This window comes from Azospira inquinata (assembly GCF_018905915.1).
GTDB classification, from domain to species: domain Bacteria; phylum Pseudomonadota; class Gammaproteobacteria; order Burkholderiales; family Rhodocyclaceae; genus Azospira; species Azospira inquinata.
In genome coordinates this window covers 2,264,666-2,281,413 of sequence record NZ_CP064782.1, presented here as the reverse complement: position 1 = coordinate 2,281,413, position 16,748 = coordinate 2,264,666, and the positions used below count along the sequence as shown (strand labels likewise).

Below are 16,748 nucleotides of genomic sequence, written 5' to 3'. Positions count from 1 at the left end.
CACCCTCCGTCATCCCCCGCTGCCCCATCCAGGGCAGGCCGGGGGCTTAATCACCCCGGGATCAGGCTTCTTCTGCCTCTGGCCGCCGGGGCAGGGAGAAATAAAAGCTGGCGCCCTGGTCCGGCGCCCCTTCGGCCCACACCCGGCCACCGTGGCGTTCCACCATGCGGCGCACATTGGCCAGACCGATACCGTTGCCTTCAAAATCCACACTGCTGTGCAGGCGCTGGAAAACGCCGAACAGCTTGGCCACGTACTTCATATTGAATCCTACCCCGTTATCCTGGACCCGAAACACCCATTCCTTTTCCCCGGGCATGGCATCCACCCAGAGGCGGGCCGGACTGCGGTTTTTCGAATACTTCAGGGCATTGGCCAGGAGATTGGTCCAGATCTGGCGCAGCAGGGTGCGGTCGGCCCACACCTGGGGCAGATCGGAAACCTGCCAGACAACCTCCCCGGCCTGGGCTTCCCCGGACAGTTCGTCCCGCACCTCGGCCACCAGCTTATTCACATCCACCGGGCCGGGATGGAGTTGGGCCCGGCCGATGCGGGAGAAGGCCAGCAGGCCGTCGATCAGTTCCCCCATGCGCCGGGCCGCGTCGGTGATGATGCCCAGGTAACGCAGGCTTTCCCCGGTGAGGCGATTGCCCCGATCGTCCCCCAGCAGCTCCACGAAGCCTGCCACATGGCGCAGGGGCGCCCGCAGATCGTGGGAGACGGAGTAGGAAAAAGCTTCCAGCTCCTGATTGGCGGATTCCAGCTGGCGGGTGCGTTCCGCCACCCGGCGTTCCAGTTCCCCGTTGAGGGAACGGATGGCTTCGTCGTGATCCATGCGCCCCATTTCCATCCCCGCCCGCAGGGCAAACAGGCCCAGCAGGGGAAGAAAATCGGAGGCCAGGGCCAGGGGCCGGTCGTCAATCACCGCCAGCACCCCCAAGGGCCGCTGGTCCGTGCCCAGGATGGGGGCCCCCAGGTAGCTGCGGGCTTCCAGGCTGGAAAGGAAGGCGGAATGGGGATAGCGCTCCAGCACCCCGTCCGCCACCAGGAGCGGCCCCTCCTCCAACACCGCCTGGCAGGGGGAGGCGCTGGTATCCAGCACCAGGTTGTCCTGAACCATGCCATCGCACCAGTAGGCCAGGGTGCGGACCCGGTCCGGCTCATCCCCCAGGCGGCTGACAAACACGGCCCGGGCGTTGAAGAGATCGGCCAGATTGCCTACCAGGGAGCGGAGAAAGGCTTCTCCGGAGACGGTGGCCGTATTTTTCACCAGCAGCTCCAGGGCCAGCTGAACCCGGTGGCGCTCGGTCACGTCCCGGCCCTCGGGAATGATGCAGGTCACCTGGCCCGCCTCGTTGCGCACCGGGGTGAGGGAAAAATCCAGCCAGCCCGGATTGCCCTGGAGATCGGGGAATTCGGCCACATAGCGCACGGTTTCCCCGGCGGCGGCCCGCTCCACCCCCTGGCGCAGGCGTTCCGCCGAGGCGGATACCTGGCTCCACCAGCCCACTTCCCAGGCCCGCCGCCCCACGGTCTGGGCCCGGTCCAGGCCATTGCCCGCCAGGAAGGAACGGTTGGCCTCCAGGATCACTCCCGATGGGTCCAGCAGGCCCAGGAAGGATTCGGTGCTGTCCAAGAGGCCCCGCAGTTGCCGTTCGCTGGCCGCCAGGGCCAGCTGGGCTTCCCGTTCCCCGGTAATGTCCCGGGCCACGCCCCGGTAGCCGAAGAAATTCCCCTCCCGGTCCAGCAGGGGGCGGCCACTGACGCTATACCAGTGGTAGGCCCCGTCCTGGCCCCGAAAGCGGTAGGTGAAATCCACAAAGGGCCGCCGGGCGGCCAGATCCGCCTCATGGCGGGCCAGTTCCTCCCCGGTGACCCCCTGGACCCCCAGTTCTCCCCGGGTTTTGCCCAGGTAATAGTCGATGGGCACCTGGCCCTTGAGCCGGGAATTGTCCGAGAGAAAGGAAAAGCGCAGCTGGGCGTCCTGTTCCCACCACCAGTCGGAGGACAGTTCCACCAGATCCCGGAAACGGGCTTCGCTTTCCCGCAGTTCCTGATCCACCCGCTCCTGATCCGCCATGCGGGCGTGGAGCTCCCGGGTCCGGGTCTCCACCTGATGGCGCAGGGTGCGGTTCCAGAGCAGGATCAGGCCGAGGAGGAGGAGCACCCCGGCGAAGGCCGTGCCGCCCCACAACCACCAGCGCTCCACCGTTTCCCGATCCACCCCGCCCAGATTGAGCCAGCGGTTCTGGATCACCTGCCGGTCCTGGTCCGGGAAATCGTCCAGGGCCCGTTGCAGGATGGGGCTCAGCTCGGGCCAGTCATTCCGGCTGCCCAGGGCAAATACCACGGGCAGTTCGGCGCTGCCACCGATTTCCAGGGTAGACAGGCCTTCCTGCTGGATGAAGTAGGAAGCCCGGGCCAGATCCAGAATGGCCACATCCACTTCCCCGAAGGCCAGCTTGGTCAGGGTGCTCACCGCATCCGGGGCGGGCACCAGGGAGGGGCCGTAGCCCAGGCGGCGCAGGCGTTCTTCCGTGGAACTGCCCGCCAGCAGGGAAATCTTGCGCCCCCGCAGCTGGGCCAAGGTCAAATCCCGCAGGCCCGAATCCCGCCGCACCAGGATTTTGTTGTCCAGATTCACATAGGGGTCGGTGAAATTCAGGTAGGCGCTCCGCTCCCGGCTCGGCACCACCGCCGCCAGCACATCCACCTCCCGCTTCCGGGCCCCCTCCATCTGCTCCTGGAGATTGGCGTAATAGACGGGCTGGAAGCGCACCCCCAGGCGCGTCTCCAGGGCCCGGAGCAGATCCATGGAAAGGCCCACGTAGCGTCCCGCCGCCTTATCCCGCAGCAACAGGGGCGGCAGGTCCGTCACCCCCAGGCGCAGCACCGGATGGTCCTTGAGCCATTGGCTTTGCCCAGGGCTCAAGGACAGGGCCTGGGCCCCCAGGCTCCAGCAGAGGAGCAGCAGGACGACCCAGGGCCCCATACCCCAGCGGATCAGGGGGGCCCAGCGCCTCATGAGGCGAGGCGCTCCTGCCATTGGGCAGTGATGGCTTCCGGGGGCATGGGCCGGGCGAACCAGAAGCCCTGGGCCAGAGCGCAGCCGAAGCGTTCCAGACGCTCCGCCTGTTCCCGGGTTTCCACCCCCTCCGCAATGGTTTCCAGTCCCAGGCTGGTGCCCAGGGCAACGATGGCCCGGGCCAGTTTCATGGATTCCCCCGCCGCCGCACCGCGCACGAAGGACTGGTCGATTTTTAGCCGATCCACGGGAAACTGCTGGAGATAGGACAGGGAAGAATAGCCGGTACCGAAATCGTCGATGGCCAGGGCCACGCCAATGGCTTTCAGGCGCATGAGGGTCGCCAGCACCTCTTCTTCGTTATTCATGGCCACGTTTTCCGTGATTTCCAGTTCCATATCCTGGGGCCGGGCCCCTTCCCGGAGAATGATTTCTCCCACCCGTTCCGCCAAACCGGGCTGCTGGAATTGGAGGGCGGAAAGGTTCACCGCCACCCGGAAAGGCCCCACCCCCTGGCGACGCCAGGCCACGCTCTGGCGGCAGGCTTCGGTGAGCACCCATTCCCCCACGGGCACGATGAGCCCGGTTTCTTCCAGGATGGGGATAAATTCCCCCGGAGGCACCAGGCCCCGGCTGGGATGGCGCCAGCGCAGCAGGGCTTCCACCCCCACCAGACGGCCATCGGAGAGGGAGGTCTGGGGCTGGTAATAGAGGACGAATTCCTGATTCACCAGGGCGTGGTACAGCTCGGTTTCCAGCACCACCCGGCCCTGATCCCGCCCCCCCATATGGCTTTCATAGACCCGCACCTGGCCGGGACCGGCCTGCTTGGCCACGTCCAGGGCCGCTTCCGCCCACTGGATCAACTGGGAAGAAGAGCCGTGGTGGCTGGGATAGGGCACCACCCCCATGCAACAGGTGAAAAACAGCTCGTGCTGATCCACCGTAAACCCCTGGTGGAAAATTTCCTGGATGCGGGTCACCGCTCCGTGGCAACCGGCCGCCTCGGCGGCCCCCGCAAAAATCAGGGCGAAGCGGTCGCCGGACAGGCGGGCGATGAAGTCGTCGGGGCCCAGCAGGGCGGCCAAACGCTGGGCCGCCGCCCGCAGCACCCGATTGCCCACCACCACCCCCAGGCCCCGCATAATTTTGCGGAAGCGGTTGAAATCCACCAGCACCAGAGAAAAGGGTTGATGGGGGGTGCACGCCAGACGCTGATCCAGATGTTCCAGGAGGGAATCCCCGTTGGCCACCCCGGTCAGGGCGTCGAAATGGAGCAGGTGGTCAATGCTTGCCTGGGCCTGGCGCAGGGCGTGGCGATTGCGGGCCTCCCCCACCTCCCGGCGCAGGGCCGGGGCCAGCCGGTTGAGCTGGTCCTTGCTGAGAAAATCCCGAGCCCCCAGGCGCATGGCCTCGATGGCCACCCCGTCCGGGATCATGCCGGAGACAATGAGAAAGGGGATGTCCGTCTCCCGGGCGTTCAACAGGGACAGGGCGCTCACCGAATCGAAATCCGGCATATTGTGGTCGCACACCACCGCATCCCAGGCGCCCCGGGCCAGGCAGGACTCCAGGCCCGCGGCCGTATCCACCCGGGTCCAATCCACCGTGAGCTGAGCCTGGCGCAGAGCGCCCACGGCCAATTCCACGTCGAATTCCGAATCATCAACAAAGAGGACGCGCAGGGGGCCTAGCGCGGCAGGGTCTCCAAGCATGGACTTCCGTTCAGTACATGACGTTCGGAAGATTATAGCCGCAAGCACCGGGCAGCCGGGAAACCAATTCACGCCGCCCCCTGCGGCTATAATTCCTTTCTTTGCCCTTGCCGCCCCCCATGCCCGTACCCCGCATCCAGGTTCTCCCCGACCTTCTCATCAGCCAGATCGCCGCCGGCGAGGTGGTGGAACGCCCCGCCTCCGTGCTCAAGGAGGTGCTGGAAAACGCCCTGGATGCAGGCGCCACCAGCGTCCAGGTACAGTTGGAAGAAGGGGGGGTCAAGCTGATCCGGGTCAGTGACGATGGCCGGGGCATGGCCCGGGACGATCTGGCCCTGGCCCTGACCCGCCACGCCACCAGCAAGATTCGCAATCTGGAAGACCTGGAACGGGTCGGCACCCTGGGTTTCCGGGGGGAAGCCCTGGCCTCCGTGGCCTCCGTGGCCCGCCTCACCCTCACCAGCCGCCTGGGGGACGATCCTGCATCCGGCCATGCCTGGAAGCTGGCCGCCCATGGGGACGGCGTGCCGGAGCCCGCCGCCCTTCTAGGGGGTACGGTGGTGGAAATGCGGGATCTCTATTACAACACCCCGGCCCGGCGCAAATTTCTCAAATCCGCTGCCACCGAATTCGCCCACTGCGTGGACGCCCTGAAACGGGTAGCTCTAGCCCACCCGGACGTGGCTTTCAGCCTCAGCCACAACGGTCGGGCCAGCCTGAGCCTGACCCGGGGCGATCTGGCGGCCCGGGTGGGGGCCATTCTGGGGGACGACTTTCTCGCCGAATCCCGTCGGGTGGACGCCCAAAGCGGCGGCATCGCCCTCACCGGCTACGCCGCCCAGCCCGCCTGGTCCCGCCCCGGCCGGGACGCCCAGTTTGTCTTCGTCAATGGCCGTTTCGTGCGGGACAAACTCCTCGCCCACGCCCTGCGGGAGGCTTACCAGGACATGCTGCACAACAGCCGCCATCCGGGCTATTGCCTGTTCCTGGAAATCGACCCGGGGGCGGTGGATGTGAATGTGCATCCGGCCAAAACCGAGGTGCGCTTCCGGGATGGCCGGGCGGTACACCAGTTCGTCTTCCACGGGGTGCAGCAGGCCCTCTCCCGGGCCATCGGGGAACGGGCGGGGGAGATTCCGGCGGGCTCTCCAGGGGGCACCGTGCCCGGAAGCGTACCGGCCCTGGGGTCCCTACCCGCTTCCCAGGGCAGCTACAGTGCCGCCCCCACCCCGGGATTTCGCCCCGCTGCCTACGCCCCGGGTCATTACACGCCCCGGCAAAGCTCCCTGGGCCTGGCCGAGCCCGCCGCCACCGCCTATCTGGCCCTGGCCGCCCAGGCCCGGGAGGATGGGGCCGCTCCTACCCCTGGCTCGGCCCCCGGGAATAGCGCCCCCACCGGCCCGGTGGCCCTGCCCGCCGAGCAGGAAGGGGTCCCTCCCCTGGGCTATGCCCTGGCCCAGCTCCACGGGGTCTACGTGCTCGCCCAGACTCCCCGGGGCCTGGTGCTGGTGGATATGCACGCAGCCCACGAACGCATCCTCTACGAAAAGCTCAAGGCGGCCTACGACGGCAAGGCCGTGGCCACCCAGACCCTGCTCATCCCTGCCCTGTTCGGCGCCTCCCCCCTGGAACTGGCCACCGTGGAGGAACACCGGGAAGTGCTGGAAACCCTAGGCTTTCAAATCGCCCCCGCCGGACCGGCCCAGCTGGCGGTGCGGGCCGTGCCTGCCCTGCTCGCCGGGGGCGACCCGGCGGCCTTAAGCCGCAGCCTGTTGGCCGAATTGCAGGAACACGGGGTGACCCAGGTGACCACCGCCCGACGCAATGAACTCCTGGCCACCCTGGCCTGCCACGGGGCGGTGCGCGCCCACCGCCTGCTCACCGTGCCGGAAATGAACGCCCTGCTGCGTCAGATGGAAGCCACGGAACGGGCAGACCAATGCAATCACGGACGCCCCACCTGGACCGAGCTGACCATGGCGGACCTGGACAAGCTCTTTTTACGGGGCCAGTAATGGCTCCCGTTCAAGCAATGGGCCGCACCAGCCCCGGTGGACTAGACCATCCGGAAGCCCTGCCTCCGTCTCCGAACACCAAGGCCCTGGCCCACGTCAGCCCGGCCCTAGCCCCCGGGCGCCCCCTCCGCCGCGCCCCTTGCCCGGAAACACCCCCATGTCCCTGAGCCCCCCCCTGCCCCCCGCCCTGCTGCTCATGGGGCCCACCGCCAGCGGCAAAACGGCCGTGGCCCTGGAGCTGGCAGCCGCCCTGCCCGTGGACCTGATCAGCGTGGATTCGGCTCTGGTCTTCCGGGACATGGACATCGGCACGGCCAAGCCGGACCGGGCCACCCTGGCCCGCTTCCCCCACCGGCTGGTGGATATTCTCAGCCCGGAGGAAGCCTATTCCGCCGCCCGCTTCCGGGAGGATGCCCTGGCCGCCATGGGGGAAAGCGCCGCCCGGGGCCGCATTCCCCTCCTGGTGGGGGGCACCATGCTCTATTTCAAAGCCCTGCGCCAGGGCCTGTCCGACCTGCCCCAGGCCGATCCAGCCCTGCGGGCGGCCCTGGAGGCGGATGGTCGGGAGCGGGGCTGGCCCACCCTCCACGCCGAACTGGCCCGGCTCGACCCGGCCACCGCCGCCCGTCTCCATCCCACCGATCCCCAACGCATCCAGCGGGCCCTGGAAATCATCCGCCTCACCGGGCGGCCCATGTCCGCCCTGCTGGCCGAACAGCGCCCCGCCCCCCTGCCCTACCGACTGCTGCCCCTGGCTCTGGCTCCCACGGACCGGTCGGCGCTGCACCAGCGTATCGCCGACCGTTTCCGAGCCATGTTAGAGGCGGGCTTCATGGAAGAAATGGCCATGCTGCGGGCCAAATACCAGCTCCATGGGGACTTGCCCTCCATGCGCTGCGTGGGCTACCGCCAGGCCTGGGAGGTGCTGGAAGGACAGGCCCCGGCGGTGGAACTGGCGGACCGGGGCATTTTCGCCACCCGTCAGCTGGCCAAGCGCCAGATCACCTGGCTGCGGGCCGATCCCACGGCGGAGGTATTCGACTGCCTGGCTCCCGACCTCAGCGCCCAGGTGGCCACCCGGGTGCGGGCCTTTCTCCAGGCCTAGACCCATGGCGGTCAGCTCGGAGTATCTGGACTATCTGCTGGAAGGCTTGGCCCCCCTGGGCCCGGTGGGGGTACGGCGTATGTTCAGCGGCAAGGGCCTGTTTCTGGACGGCATGATGTTCGCCATCGTTATCGACGACGAACTCTGGCTCAAGGTGGATGGGGAAAACCGGCCCCGCTTCCTGGCTCGGGACCTAGCCCCCTTTTCCTATCAGCGGGCGGGCAAGACCGCCACCATGAACTATTACCGGGCGCCGGAAGAAGCCCTGGATTCCCCGGATGTCCTCCTGGACTGGGCCCGCTCCGCCCTGGGAGCCGCCCTCCGAGCCCGGGCCGCCCAGGGCAACCCCAGGCCCCCTAAGCCGACCCGCCCCCGCCGTTCCCGGCTCAGGACTTGAGCCTGGGGCCAACCCGCCGGGAAAAGCCCCCAATAAAAAGCCCTCCGGCCGCGGCAGCGGGCGAAGGGCTTGGGGAAACGATCTTGAGACGGATTACTTCAGGGACAGCACCCATTTGGCCAGGGTAGCGGCCTCCGCATCGGACACATTGGTGTTGGGGGGCATGGGGGCGCCGCCCCAGAGGCCGCTGCTGCCGCCCTTGATGCGCTTGGTCAGTTCGGCTTCCGCCCCCTTGTTGCCGGCGTATTTCTTCGCCACATCCTTGTAAGCCGGGCCCACCAGCTTTTTATCCACCGTGTGGCAGCCCATGCAGTTCTTGGACTTGGCCAAAGCTTCGGAGGCCTGGGCCGTACCGCTGATCAGGGCGGTGGCGGCCAGGGTGGCGATGCAAGTCAGGACGAGTTTCATGGACAAGCTCCTCTTCTTGGTTTTAAGGCAAATCAAATCACCTGGGTCGGGGCTTCATCCCCTTGCCGGGCCCGGATGGTGCCGATTTCCCACACCTTTTCCCCGGCGGCCTGGAGCTGGGCCAGGGCCTGGGCGGCGTGTTCCTTGGCCACAATCACCACCATGCCGATACCGCAGTTGAAGACCCGGTGCATTTCGTCGTCCGCCACCTGGCCTTCGGCCTGGAGCCAGTCGAAGAGCTTGGGACGCTGCCAGGCGGACTTGTCCAGCACGGCGGTAACCGTGTCCGGCAACACCCGGGGCACGTTTTCCGTCAGGCCGCCGCCGGTGATGTGGGCCATGCCCTTAACCGGCAGAGCCTGGAGCAGGGCCAGGAGGGGCTTCACGTAAATACGGGTGGGGGCCATTACCGCGTCGGCCAGGGTTTTGTCCCCGTCGAACTTGGCGTTCAGGTCCGGCTGGGCCCGTTCAATAATCTTGCGCACCAGGGAATAGCCATTGGAGTGGGCCCCGTGGGAGCCCAGGCCCAGGACCACGTCCCCGGGAACGATGGTGGAGCCGTCGATAATCTTGCGCTTTTCCACCACCCCCACGGCAAAGCCCGCCAGATCGTATTCCCCGTCCGGGTACATGCCGGGCATTTCCGCCGTTTCGCCGCCGATCAGGGCGCAGCCCGCCTGTTCGCAGCCCGTGGCCACCCCCTTCACCACATCCGCCGCCGCATCCACAGAGAGCTTGCCGCAGGCGAAGTAGTCCAGGAAAAAGAGGGGCTCGGCCCCCTGGACCAGAATGTCATTGACGCTCATGGCCACCAGGTCGATGCCCACGGTGTCGTGGCGATTGAGCTGGAAAGCCAGTTTGAGCTTGGTGCCCACCCCGTCCGTACCGGACACCAGCACCGGTTCCTGATACTTTTTCGGCACCTCGAAAAGGGCACCGAATCCGCCGATGCCGCCCAGGACGCCGTCCCGCAGGGTTTTCTTGGCGAAGGGCTTGATGCGTTCGACCAGGGCGTCCCCCGCGTCGATATCCACCCCCGCATCCCGGTAGGAAAGGGCGGTCTTGGGGTCGGAGGAGGCGGACTGGGTGGTGTTTTGCTTGGCGTCTTGGCTCATAGATGGGTGGGACGGACGGCCCGGATGGTAGAATGGGCGCCCGAAAAGCTGAGTTAAAGCCGCATTTTAGCGTAAATGCCCGACTCCCGTACCCTGCGTCTCCAGTCCCTGCTCTGGGCGGCCTTCGCCGCCGCCTGTCTGTGGCTGGCTTTAGAACTGGCGCCCGTCCTTTCTCCCTTCCTGCTGGCGGCCATTCTGGCCTACATCGGCAATCCCCTGGTGGGCTGGCTGACCCGTCACCGCCTGCCCCGGGGCGCCGCTGCCCTCCTGGTGCTGCTCGGCCTGGTGCTGCTGGTGGTGCTCCTAGGGCTCACCCTGGTGCCCATGGTGCAGCAGGAGGCCACCCGCCTCATCAACGGCCTGCCCGCCGCCCAGGGCATGCTCCAGACCCGGGTGGCCCCCTGGGTTCAGCAACACTTGGGCCTGGCCCTGCCCCTGGACGGGGCCGCCCTGGGCCAACTGGCCAGCGAACACAAGGACGTGCTCTCCGAACTGGCCCGCCATCTGCTGGCCACCCTGGGTAACGGGGGCCTGGCCCTGGTGGCCTTTGTGGCCAATCTCTTTCTCCTCCCCGTGGTGCTGTTCTACCTGCTCCGGGACTGGGACATGCTGGTGGGCCGCCTGCTGGAATTCGTGCCCCCCCGCTTCCAGGAACGGGCCCGGCGTACCGGCGGGGAAGTGGATGCGGTGCTGGCCGAATTCCTCCGGGGCCAGCTCCTGGTCATGGTCATCCTGGCCGCCTACTACAGCCTGGGGCTGTGGCTGGTGGGCCTCAATTTCGCCCTGCCCGTGGGCCTGCTCACCGGGCTCCTGGTCTTTGTCCCCTACGTGGGCTACGGCTCCGGTCTGGTCCTGGCCTGCCTGGCCGCCCTGGCCCAGTTCGACGGCTGGGGCACCCCCCTGGGGGTGGCGGCCGTGTTCGGCCTGGGTCAGGTGCTGGAAAGCTTTATCCTCACCCCCTTGCTGGTGGGGGATCGGATCGGCCTCCACCCCATTGCGGTCATTTTCGCCCTCCTGGCCTTCGGCCAGCTGTTCGGCTTTTTCGGCATCCTCCTGGCCCTGCCCGCCTCCGCTGCCCTGCTGGTGGGACTGCGCCAATTGAAGGCCGCCTATCTGGCCAGCCCCTTCTACCGGAAATCCTGATGCGCCAACTGCTCCTGGACCTGGTTCCCGACACCCCGCCCACCCTGGACAATTTCGTCCCCGGGGGCAACGGCACCGCCCTGGCCGCCCTCACCGCCTGGCTGGGGGACCGGCAGCTCAGCTTTCACCTCTGGGGTGAAACCGGCAGCGGCAAAACCCACCTGCTGCGGGCTTCCGGCCTCTGCTACGGGGATGCCCGGCAGGACCCGGATCTGGCCAACCTCCCCGGGGATGCCCCGGGCCTAGCGGTGGATAACGGGGAAGCCTTGAGCGAAGCGGGCCAGGTGGCCCTCTTCAACCACTTCAACCGCCTGCGTCTGGCCGGAGAAAACGGCCACCGGGCCAAGCTGCTGGTGGCCTCGGACCAGCCCCCCGCCGCCCTGGCCCTGCGGGAAGATTTGCGCACCCGCCTGGGCTCCGCCCTGATCTTCCGCCTCCTGCCCCTTTCCGATGAGGAAAAGCTGGCGGCCCTGGGGGCCCAGGCCGCCGCCCGCAAGCTCAAGTTGGGCCGGGACGCCCTCACCTATCTCCTCTCCCGCAGCGCCCGGGACATGGGCAGCTTAAGCGCCCTGCTGGTGGCCCTGGATCGCTATTCCCTGGAACAGCAACGGCCCATCACCCTGCCCCTGCTGCGGGAAGTGCTGCAACACGAAGGAGGCTTAGAAAACCGATGAAACCCATCACGCCCCCGGCCATCAGCCGCCTGCGCCGGGCCTGGCCCCGGGTCGCCCCCCTGCCCCCCACCCAGCGGGGCCGCTGCCCCCTGGTCCGGGTTCCCCTCTTCCATAGCGGTTTTCACCGCCCCTCCACTCCTCATCCCGCATCCCCATGAATCTGGCACTTTTCGACCTCGACAACACCCTGCTTTCCGGCGATAGCGATTTTGAATGGGCCCAGTTCCTCATTGAACAGGGCGTTCTCGACCGGGAAATCCAGGAAGCCCGCAATCAGCGCTTCTACCAGCAATACCAGGAAGGCACCCTGGACATCGGGGAATTCCTCGACTTCCAGCTCCAGCCCCTGGCCGCCCACCCCCGGGAACGGCTAGATGCATGGCATCGGGACTTCATGGCCCGGCGCATTCTGCCCATGATCGGCGCCCCGGCCCGACAACTGGTGGGGCGCCACCTGGAGCGGGGCGATCTCACCGCCATCGTCACCGCCACCAACGCCTTCGTCACCGGTCCCATCGCCCGGGAATTCGCCATTCCCCACCTGATTGCCACCATTCCGGCCCAGGAACAGGGCCAATTCACCGGCGACGTACGGGGCCACCCCTCCTTCCAGGGGGGCAAAATCACCCGGGTGGAGGCCTGGCTGGAATCCCTGGGCCTGTGCTGGGGGAGTTTCACGGACAGCTGGTTCTACAGCGACTCCCACAACGATCTGCCCCTGCTGGAGCGGGTCAGCCACCCGGTGGCGGTGGATCCGGACCCCACCCTGCGGCGCCGGGCCGAGAAGGAAAACTGGCAAATCCTCAGCCTGCGCTGAGGTTTGTCCCGACGCAGCCGCCGCTCTGGGCTATAATCAATTGATTTTTCAGGCCCCTTCTTTGGCCTTTTTGATTTTTTCGGCGCTTTCCGCCCACCTCACATCGCGATGATCCGCAAATTTCTCAACCGCGTTTTCGGCAAGAAAGACGCGCCCGCTGACCCTGCCAGCGACCCCGCCATCATTCCCTTCAAGCGCCACGGCATTAAACGGGAGCATCTCAGTTCCGGCAGTCGGCGGGTAGTGGAAACCCTGCAACAGCGGGGTTTCAAAGCCTACGTGGTAGGGGGAGCGGTGCGGGACCTGCTGGCCAAGCTGCCCCCCAAGGATTTCGACGTGGCCACCAATGCCACGCCGGAACAGGTCAAGTCCTGCTTCCGCCGCTCCCGCCTCATCGGCCGCCGCTTCCAGATCGTCCATGTGATGATGGGGGCGGAGACCATTGAGGTCACCACCTTCCGGGCCATGCACGCCAACAACGCCCCCACGGACAGCTTCGGCCGGGTGCTGCGGGACAATGAATTTGGCTCCATGGCGGAAGACGCAGCGCGCCGGGATTTCACCGTCAATGCCCTGTACTACGACCCCACGGAAGAAACCATCCACGACTACCACCACGGGGTGGCGGATCTGCAGCAGAAAACCCTGCGCATGATCGGTGATCCCAAGGTGCGCTATCGGGAAGACCCGGTGCGCATGCTCCGGGCGGTGCGCCTGGGGGCCAAGCTGGGCCTCTCCATCGACCCGGCGGCCCGCAACCCGATCCGGGAAATGGGAGCCCTGCTGGAAAACGTCCCCGCCGCCCGGCTCTTTGACGAAATGCTCAAGCTTTTCACCTCCGGCCATGCCCTGGCCTGCCTGCGCCAGCTGCGGGAAGAGGGGCTGCACCGGGGGCTCCTACCCCTGCTGGACGTGGTGCTGGAGCAGCCGGAAGGCAAGCGCTTCATCGCCCTGGCCCTGGAAAACACAGATCGCCGGGTGCGGGAAGGCAAGCCCATTTCCCCCGGCTTCCTGTTCGCCACCCTGCTCTGGAACGAGGTGCTGGCCCATTGGGAAAAGCGCAAGACGGAAGGGGAACGGCCCATTCCCGCCCTCTTTGAAGCCATGGACGAGGCTCTGGAAGTCCAGGCGGAAAAACTCGCCATCACCCGCCGCATCGCCGGGGACATCAAGGACATCTGGGCCCTCCAGCCCCGTTTTGAAAACCGCTCCGGCAAGCGCCCCTACGCCCTGCTGGAACAGCCCCGCTTCAAGGCGGGCTACGATTTCCTCCTGCTCCGGGCCGCCGCCGGGGAAGTGGACCAGGAACTGGCCGACTGGTGGAAAGCCTTTCTCCAGGCGGAAGGGGATGAACGCCACGCCCTGCTCATGCCCGCCACCAGCGGCGACAAGAACCGGCGTCGGCGGCGTCGCCGCAAACCCGCCGGTGCCCCGGACGCTCCCGCCCAGGCCTGATCTGACGGCGGCCATCCGGCCGCCGCCGCTTTACCTCTCCCGTTTCTCCGCCTTTTCTCCCTTACACGTTTCTGCCGTCGTGACCTCTTCCTCCCCTTACGCCCACCGGGCCTATGTGGCCCTGGGGGCCAACCTGAATGATCCGGTAGCCCAGTTGCAGGCGGCCGTGGCCGCCCTGGACGAACTCCCGGACAGCGCCCTGGTACGCCGCTCTTCCTTTTACCGCACCGCCCCCGTGGGCGTACGCAACCAGCCGGATTTCATCAACGGCGTGGCGGAACTGGCCACGGACCTGGACCCCCACCGGCTTCTGGCCACCCTCCTGGAGGTGGAAGCCCGTTTCGGCCGGGTGCGGTCCTACCCCAATGCCCCCCGTACCCTGGATCTGGACCTGTTGCTCTATGACCAGGCGGTGGTCCATACCCCGGACCTGATCCTGCCCCATCCCCGCCTCCATCTGCGGGCCTTCGTCCTGGTGCCCCTGGGGGAAATCGCCCCCGATCTGGCCCTACCGGGCCGGGGCCGCCTGGCCGCTTGGCTGCCCGCAGTTGCCAATCAACGCATTGATCGCCTGGCGACGCCAGCGCCCTGACCGCTATGTGGGAACGCCTACCCGTCCTCTGGCAGACCGTGCTGCTCCTCACGGCCTCCAATATTTTCATGACCTTCGCCTGGTACGCCCACCTGCGCAACCTGGCGGACCGGCCCTGGTGGATCGCCGCCCTGGCCTCCTGGGCCATCGCCCTTTTTGAATACCTGCTCCAGGTGCCCGCCAACCGCATCGGCCACACCCACCTCACCCTGCCCCAGCTGAAAATTCTCCAGGAAGCCATCACCCTCACCGTATTTCTGCCCTTTGCCGTGCTCTACATGGGCCAGCCGGTGAAGCTGGACTACCTGTGGGCCGCCCTGTGCATTTTTGGCGCAGTCTTTTTCATTTTCCGCACCTAAACGGTGCCTGAGCTCCCCCTGTCCCCCACCATCAGGTAAGATGGCTTCGGGATGCCTATGTCTTTCAGCATATAAAACGTTGTACAAAAACAGGAGGTTATTTTGGGAATTTTTGGAACCAGCGCCCGGGAACAACAACTGGAAAACCAGAACGCCGCTTTGCAGGCGGAGGCAGATCAGCTGCGCCAGCGCTTAAACGCCCTGGAATCGGAGCAGCAGGCCCTGACGGAGCGTTGCAACCGCAGTGAGCTCCAGGCCGCCCAAAGTGCCCACCTTCTGGAAAACATGGCCCGTTTCGGGGACAGCCTGCTCCATTCCCAGGACACCATCGCCCTCATGGCCACCACCCTGCGGGAAGAAAAATCCGAGGCGGTAAGCGCTGGCCACATCACGGAAGGCAGCCAGGACCTGATGCACCGCATCAGCGCCGATCTGGTCAATCTGGCGGACCATTCCCGTTCCGCCATGACCCAGATGAACGGCCTCAACGTCAATGCGGAAAAAATCGGCGGCATCCTCAACCTGATTAAGGAAGTGGCAGATCAGACCAATCTGCTGGCCCTGAATGCGGCCATTGAAGCCGCCCGGGCAGGGGAAGCGGGCCGGGGCTTCGCCGTGGTGGCGGACGAGGTACGCAAGCTGGCGGAGCGCACCACCAAGGCCACCCACGACATTTCCATCCTGGTGGATGCCATCCAGCAGGACACCCACGCGGCCCACACCACCATCGCCACCCTGGCAGAGCAAGCGGAATCCTTCGGCAGCGACGGAGCCAAGGCCACGGAAAGCCTGGACAACATCATCGGCCTCTCCAAGCGCATTGAGCAGGCCCTGGCGGTCTCCGCCCTGCGCAGCTTCACCGAGCTAGCCAAGATGGACCACCTGGTCTTCAAATTCGAGGTGTACAAGGCCTTCATGGGGGCCAGTGGCAAATCGGCGGAAGACTTCTCCAGCCATACCACCTGCCGCCTGGGCAAATGGTATTACCAGGGGGAAGGGCGGGACTGCTTCTCCCAACTGGATGGCTATGCCGCCATGGAAGGCCCTCATCAACAGGTGCACCAGACCGGCAAGGCTGCCCTGGAAAAGCTCAAGACCGGGGATTTTGTCGGCGGCGTGACTCTGCTGGAAGAGATGGAAACCTCCAGTCACGGGGTGCTGGACTGCCTGGAACGAATGGCCCAGGCCGGTGCGGCCAGTCCAGATATTCTCTGCATGAGCCATGACTAAGCTTTACCGCTTCCCCCGTCAGGTCCCTGAGGCCCGGCCATGAGCCAGGCCCCGGGCCTGCTGGAGCGGGCCCGCCATATTGTGGTGGAAGGCCCCATCGGGGTGGGCAAAACCTCCCTGGCCCGCCGCCTGGCGGCCCATCTGGAGGGGGAACTGGTGCTGGAACAGCCGGAACTCAATCCCTTCCTGGAACGTTTTTACCAGGATCGGCCCCGCTACGCCCTGGCCACCCAGCTGTGCTTTCTTTTCCAGCGCCTGGATCAGCTCCGGGACCTGTGCCAGCCGGATTTTTTTGCCAAGACCGTGGTGGCGGACTACCTGTTCGACAAGGACGCCCTCTTCGCCCGGCTCAATCTGGAGGACGACGAGTACGCCCTCTACCGGCAGATTTACCAGGCCCAGGCGCCCCATATTCCGGCTCCGGATCTGGTCATTTATCTCCAGGCCAGCCCGGAACAACTGGTGGCCCGGGTGCGCCGCCGAGGCCTGGAACGGGAAAGAAAAATCGGAGACGATTATCTGGCCCGCCTATCCCAAAGCTACAGCCGCTTCTTTTACGACTACAATGCGGCCCCGGTAATGGTCGTGAACTCGGACCACCTGAATTTCGTGGAACGGGACGACGACTTTTCCCTGTTGCTGGAACGGCTGGCGACCCTGCGCAGCCATCGGGAGTATTTCAATCGGGGAGTATGAAT

Annotated in this window: 15 protein-coding genes; 11 read left to right on the top strand and 4 right to left on the bottom strand. The window is 66.2% G+C overall.

Annotation, left to right across the window (positions count from 1 at the left end):
• Positions 1 to 61: 61 nt before the first annotated feature.
• Together Azoinq_RS10430 and Azoinq_RS10425 are read right to left on the bottom strand one after the other, a co-directional pair.
• On the bottom strand, positions 62 to 3,025 hold the full coding sequence (locus Azoinq_RS10430; protein ID WP_216129336.1) for a PAS domain-containing protein: 2,964 nt from the start codon (positions 3,023 to 3,025) through the stop codon (positions 62 to 64).
• Entirely contained in the window at positions 3,022 to 4,740 is a 1,719-nt protein-coding gene (locus Azoinq_RS10425; RefSeq protein ID WP_216129338.1) for a putative bifunctional diguanylate cyclase/phosphodiesterase, read from the bottom strand. The genes Azoinq_RS10430 and Azoinq_RS10425 overlap by 4 nt, the downstream gene beginning before the upstream one ends.
• Positions 4,741 to 4,859: 119 nt before the next feature.
• Here Azoinq_RS10425 and mutL point away from each other — a divergent pair, with 119 nt between their 5' ends.
• The 3 genes from mutL (at position 4,860) to Azoinq_RS10410 (ending at position 8,257) form a co-directional block, all read left to right on the top strand.
• Positions 4,860 to 6,755, top strand: coding sequence for a DNA mismatch repair endonuclease MutL (gene mutL / locus Azoinq_RS10420; RefSeq protein WP_216129340.1), 1,896 nt, complete (start codon positions 4,860 to 4,862; stop codon positions 6,753 to 6,755).
• 157 nt (positions 6,756 to 6,912) lie between these two features.
• Positions 6,913 to 7,860, top strand: coding sequence for a tRNA (adenosine(37)-N6)-dimethylallyltransferase MiaA (gene miaA / locus Azoinq_RS10415; RefSeq protein ID WP_216129342.1), 948 nt, complete (start codon positions 6,913 to 6,915; stop codon positions 7,858 to 7,860).
• 4 nt (positions 7,861 to 7,864) lie between these two features.
• Positions 7,865 to 8,257 carry a TfoX/Sxy family protein gene (locus Azoinq_RS10410; RefSeq protein WP_216129344.1) on the top strand — a complete coding sequence of 131 codons (393 nt, stop codon included), beginning with the start codon at positions 7,865 to 7,867 and terminating at the stop codon, positions 8,255 to 8,257.
• A gap of 93 nt (positions 8,258 to 8,350) precedes the next feature.
• Here the strand turns inward: Azoinq_RS10410 and Azoinq_RS10405 are convergent, their stop codons facing one another.
• Positions 8,351 to 8,665, bottom strand: coding sequence for a c-type cytochrome (locus tag Azoinq_RS10405; protein ID WP_216129346.1), 315 nt, complete (start codon positions 8,663 to 8,665; stop codon positions 8,351 to 8,353).
• A 32-nt stretch (positions 8,666 to 8,697) separates the two neighbouring features.
• Positions 8,698 to 9,780, bottom strand: coding sequence for a phosphoribosylformylglycinamidine cyclo-ligase (gene purM, locus Azoinq_RS10400; protein ID WP_216129348.1), 1,083 nt, complete (start codon positions 9,778 to 9,780; stop codon positions 8,698 to 8,700).
• Between the two features lie 75 nt (positions 9,781 to 9,855).
• On the opposite strand from purM, the gene Azoinq_RS10395 reads away from it, so the two are divergent.
• From Azoinq_RS10395 to Azoinq_RS10360, 8 genes are all read left to right on the top strand, one after another.
• Positions 9,856 to 10,923: an AI-2E family transporter gene (locus Azoinq_RS10395; protein ID WP_216129350.1), complete on the top strand. Its 1,068-nt coding sequence runs from the start codon at positions 9,856 to 9,858 to the stop codon at positions 10,921 to 10,923.
• A complete protein-coding gene (locus Azoinq_RS10390) occupies positions 10,923 to 11,597 on the top strand; it encodes an HdaA/DnaA family protein (protein WP_216129352.1) in 675 nt (224 codons plus the stop codon). The genes Azoinq_RS10395 and Azoinq_RS10390 overlap by 1 nt, the downstream gene beginning before the upstream one ends.
• Positions 11,598 to 11,751: 154 nt before the next feature.
• Entirely contained in the window at positions 11,752 to 12,414 is a 663-nt protein-coding gene (locus Azoinq_RS10385) for a histidinol-phosphatase (RefSeq protein WP_216129354.1), read from the top strand.
• A gap of 108 nt (positions 12,415 to 12,522) precedes the next feature.
• On the top strand, positions 12,523 to 13,869 hold the full coding sequence (pcnB, locus tag Azoinq_RS10380; protein WP_216129356.1) for a polynucleotide adenylyltransferase PcnB: 1,347 nt from the start codon (positions 12,523 to 12,525) through the stop codon (positions 13,867 to 13,869).
• A gap of 79 nt (positions 13,870 to 13,948) precedes the next feature.
• Positions 13,949 to 14,461, top strand: coding sequence for a 2-amino-4-hydroxy-6-hydroxymethyldihydropteridine diphosphokinase (gene folK / locus Azoinq_RS10375; RefSeq protein ID WP_232368459.1), 513 nt, complete (start codon positions 13,949 to 13,951; stop codon positions 14,459 to 14,461).
• A 5-nt stretch (positions 14,462 to 14,466) separates the two neighbouring features.
• The gene (locus tag Azoinq_RS10370) at positions 14,467 to 14,820 is read left to right on the top strand and encodes a DMT family protein (RefSeq protein ID WP_216129360.1); all 354 of its coding nucleotides are present in this window, start codon (positions 14,467 to 14,469) and stop codon (positions 14,818 to 14,820) included.
• A gap of 102 nt (positions 14,821 to 14,922) precedes the next feature.
• Positions 14,923 to 16,050: a methyl-accepting chemotaxis protein gene (locus tag Azoinq_RS15125; protein ID WP_269751297.1), complete on the top strand. Its 1,128-nt coding sequence runs from the start codon at positions 14,923 to 14,925 to the stop codon at positions 16,048 to 16,050.
• Positions 16,051 to 16,107: 57 nt separating this feature from the next.
• Positions 16,108 to 16,746 carry a deoxynucleoside kinase gene (locus Azoinq_RS10360; protein WP_216132049.1) on the top strand — a complete coding sequence of 213 codons (639 nt, stop codon included), beginning with the start codon at positions 16,108 to 16,110 and terminating at the stop codon, positions 16,744 to 16,746.
• Positions 16,747 to 16,748 lie beyond the last annotated feature (2 nt).

Excerpts from the sequence above, each read along its gene's own strand:
- Azoinq_RS10385 (WP_216129354.1), top strand. The coding sequence starts at position 11,752 with ATGAATCTGGCACTTTTCGACCTCGACAACACCCTGCTTTCCGGCGAT.
- Azoinq_RS10430 (WP_216129336.1), bottom strand. The coding sequence starts at position 3,025 with ATGAGGCGCTGGGCCCCCCTGATCCGCTGGGGTATGGGGCCCTGGGTC.
- mutL (WP_216129340.1), top strand. The coding sequence starts at position 4,860 with ATGCCCGTACCCCGCATCCAGGTTCTCCCCGACCTTCTCATCAGCCAG.
- pcnB (WP_216129356.1), top strand. The coding sequence starts at position 12,523 with ATGATCCGCAAATTTCTCAACCGCGTTTTCGGCAAGAAAGACGCGCCC.
- purM (WP_216129348.1), bottom strand. The coding sequence starts at position 9,780 with ATGAGCCAAGACGCCAAGCAAAACACCACCCAGTCCGCCTCCTCCGAC.
- Azoinq_RS10410 (WP_216129344.1), top strand. The coding sequence starts at position 7,865 with ATGGCGGTCAGCTCGGAGTATCTGGACTATCTGCTGGAAGGCTTGGCC.
- Azoinq_RS10395 (WP_216129350.1), top strand. The coding sequence starts at position 9,856 with ATGCCCGACTCCCGTACCCTGCGTCTCCAGTCCCTGCTCTGGGCGGCC.
- miaA (WP_216129342.1), top strand. The coding sequence starts at position 6,913 with ATGTCCCTGAGCCCCCCCCTGCCCCCCGCCCTGCTGCTCATGGGGCCC.
- Azoinq_RS10425 (WP_216129338.1), bottom strand. The coding sequence starts at position 4,740 with ATGCTTGGAGACCCTGCCGCGCTAGGCCCCCTGCGCGTCCTCTTTGTT.
- Azoinq_RS10370 (WP_216129360.1), top strand. The coding sequence starts at position 14,467 with ATGTGGGAACGCCTACCCGTCCTCTGGCAGACCGTGCTGCTCCTCACG.
- Azoinq_RS10390 (WP_216129352.1), top strand. The coding sequence starts at position 10,923 with ATGCGCCAACTGCTCCTGGACCTGGTTCCCGACACCCCGCCCACCCTG.
- Azoinq_RS10405 (WP_216129346.1), bottom strand. The coding sequence starts at position 8,665 with ATGAAACTCGTCCTGACTTGCATCGCCACCCTGGCCGCCACCGCCCTG.